Source organism: Noviherbaspirillum sp. (genome assembly GCF_035944575.1).
Taxonomy (GTDB): Bacteria; Pseudomonadota; Gammaproteobacteria; order Burkholderiales; family Burkholderiaceae_D; genus Noviherbaspirillum.
Genome location: NZ_DASZBA010000266.1, coordinates 1 through 3346, shown reverse-complemented (window position 1 = coordinate 3346; position 3346 = coordinate 1). Strand labels below are relative to the sequence as shown.

Here is a 3346-nt window from a genome sequence, read left to right as displayed (position 1 = left end):
GCCCATGACAATCAGCGTCGTGGAACGCGCCGCCAGGACTTCCGGCTCGATATATTGCATGAGGTTCAGCGAGTCCGGTTGGGCTGCGGCCTCGGTTGATGGCCCCGGTGCGGTAATCGACGCTACCGTCGCCCGCCATGCATCCAGGTCAAGCAGATCCATGCTGACGTTGGCGATCAGGCCGCCGTCCGGCTGTGGCGCCGGCTGGTTGACGCCGATCCCGCCGCGCACGACGCGCCATTGCGCAATTTTGTCGACCGTCTTTTCGCGTTCGTAACGCACGGCGATGGCCGAACCGAGCGAGAGTTTGATTTCGTCCCGCAGCAATTGCGGCGAGCTCGATGGCCGGCCGATCAGCTCGAATTTCAAGGGAAGGCTGTCGGCGCCGGCCTTGCGCAGCGGCGCCGGAAAGTCAAGCGAAAGCCCGGCGAGACTCGATTCGATCACGATTTCCGGACGCTTGTTTTTGACGCGTACGGCTGCGTTGTAACGCGCGCCGCCACCGATGCGCTCCGACAGGCGCTGCACCGCTGGCGTCGGATAGGTCTTGCGCAATCCGTCCGCGGTAACGCTTCCTTCCGCATTCACCACAATGCCGCCGTCGCTCTGCGTGCCACCCGACACGGCAATCGGTCCGCCCACGAAATTTGCACGGACGCCGTGCAGGAGGAAACCTTTTTCATTGAATTCCAGCTTGCCGTTGGTGTTCAACAGCGGCGGGATGTCATTTTGCAGCGTGACATTGTTGTTCGCGAATTGCAGGACGCCACGTACCTTTGCATCCGTCATATGGGAAAGCGGCAGCTGCAGCTTAAGTGCGAGTTTTGCATTGCCGCTGCCCTTGGTTTCCTCCGTGAAATTGCCGATCCAGCCGGCGACGGGGCTGTCCAGGGTGAACTGCAGGAATTCCTGCAGCGGTCCCGCCGCATCACCGTCGATATTTAGCATGCTGTCCGGCGAAGCAAGGTCCGCAATGACCGCCTTGGCCTTCGAGATGACGACGTTATGGGTACGGGCACTGTCGGCGTTGATTTCCATGCGGGTTCGGTCGAACTCGATGGTGCCGCGCACCTGTTCCAGCATCGGCCACAGCGGCGCCTTGCCGTCCTTGGCGAGGATGCCCGGCGCATAGTTCAGGACGCCATCGACGAGCCGCCCGGAAATGTGGAACTCGCCTTTCGGCTTGTCGCCGTTTTTGGTCACGAAAGGAAAGTGTTCCAGGTCGCCCCTGATCTTCAGGCTGAGGTCATCGGCAACACCGCCTGCCAACGCCCCGCTTAGCCATGACCGCAGATGATCCGGCGTTTGAAGAGGCAGATATTGGCCGACCTTTTGCAGTTGCAGACCGGATATGGTGCCTGACACGTCGAGCATGCCGGACGGTTTCCCCTGCGGATGATTGAGCGGCATCAGGTGCTTGCCGGCCAGCGACGCAATCAACCCATCCTGCTCGAAATCCATCCGTTCCACTTCCAGCAACAGCTGGTCGGAGTCCTGGAACGCCCAGCCGGCCCGCATGTCGAGGCGATCGAACAGCATTGTCGGTTCAGCGAAATAACCCGGCAGTTCGAGGCGCAGCTGCCGTGAGTCGAGCTTGAAGTTGCCACCCTGTTCGCTGGCATCGACATGACCGGTGAGATTCTCGAAACCGGGAATGGCGGGAACTGCCGCCTGCGCCGGCTTCCTGCCGCTTTTCGGGCGGGCCGGCCGTGCCTCCTGCGCCTGCATCGACAGCGCCTCGAAACCACCCTTGACCCGATAGGCGGACACTTCTGGATAAGCGCCATCCCATTGCACCGCGAAATCCTTCAGCACGCCGCGCGGCGCATAATCGTTCAGCATTTGCAGCTGCGCCGCCGGCAGCGGCAGGCGGCCCGCAAGTTCGGCCAGCGTTTTCAGGTCAAGCAGGCTGGCGGAAATTTCAGTCCTCTCCGGCTTGTTGGCCTGTGCGGCGACAAAGCGCTCGCTGATGGTGGTCGACGGCAAGGTCAGGCCTTCATCGGTTTCCAGCGAAAAGTCGGTGAGCGTGATCGCATGCCCATTGACGCCGAAGGTCGGCACGCCGTCCCTGGCTTTCGGGTTGATGGCTTCCTGTACCGAAATACGCCCATTGACCCGCGCCAGATTCAACGGCTCCAGATCCTTGCGCAGTCGGGTCGACACATCGGCGAGCATCAGGTCGGCGGTAAAGTCGGCAATCCTTGCCTGGTCGAATGTCAGCCATGCGCGCACCGCGCCGTTGCCGCGCTGCATTTCGACAGGGTAATCGACATACGGCTTCCACGCTGCCAGGTCCACATACTGCAGATCGGCATACATCTGGCCGGTCCAGCGGGTCGGATCGGAAATCCGGTTCGAAAAATACGGATGGGCGAATGCGGCCCGCACATCGATCGGCGAGGCCACGTTTTCGGGCGGCACTGCCTTCAGCGCAAACTCGTGGTAGCGCCAGTGATTGCGCAGCAGCAGCGTCACGCCGTCCAGCGTCAGCGGCGGAGCAATGCGCTTGTCGTCGATCCAGCGCAACCGGCCGTTCCGGATCACAATTTCCCGCTGTGACAGCACCCAGTCGGCTGCCCTGGAATCGCCGCTTTTGCGCGTATCGATGGGGATTCCGGCCACATGCAAATTGCCCTCGGAATCGCGCAGGATGTCCATGTCCGGACGGTCGATCTCCAGCCTGTAGAGCTGGAGCCCGCCGATCGCAACGGACAACCATGAAAAGGTTGCGGAAACTTTCGGCAGCCTCAATGCCTCGTTGCCGAAGGTGTCATGGATGGCGACATCGCCGAGCGCGAGCTGCGGCCGCAGGCCGGACCAGGACGCTTCGATGGTGGCGATCGAGACCTTGCTGCCGATTGCATGGGTGGCCATGCGTTCCACGTTGGGCTTGTAGCTATCGATATTCGGCAGGACGATATAGCGCAGCGCGAGGAACAGGATGCAAAAGATGAAATACGCAGCCAGCAGCAGCTTGAACAGGATGACGGCAGTGCGCCGTATGACGTGAAACAGGGAACGATGTCCTCGTTGCATGGCATTCCAGCAGATGCCGATGCGGGCCATGAATTGGTTTGGCTGGGATTGTTCTAAGGACATCAATCAATAAGGCAAATGTAGCTACTCGGCGTAAAATGATTTTCCGCAGCGAAGCTGCCGGCAACACGACATGTTCGCATGGATCTTGCCTGTATGCTTTGACGGTGGGCTATTTTGCCGCAGGAGCTTGCCCGAAACGCCGTCGTTTCGTTCGGGAGTGAAAAAAATTGAAATTTAGCCATCGACATTCGTGATCCAGTCCAATCTGACCAGTGATATTGCCTCGCGATTCTATGCGCGCTGGCTG

General features: G+C 60.3%; 1 protein-coding gene. It reads right to left on the bottom strand.

Going from position 1 to position 3346, the window contains the following annotated elements; genetic code table 11:
• Positions 1–3036 (bottom strand): YhdP family protein (locus VGU61_RS22155; RefSeq protein WP_326861487.1); only part of this gene is annotated, 3036 nt, incomplete at its 3' end.
• Positions 3037–3346: the final 310 nt, after the last annotated feature.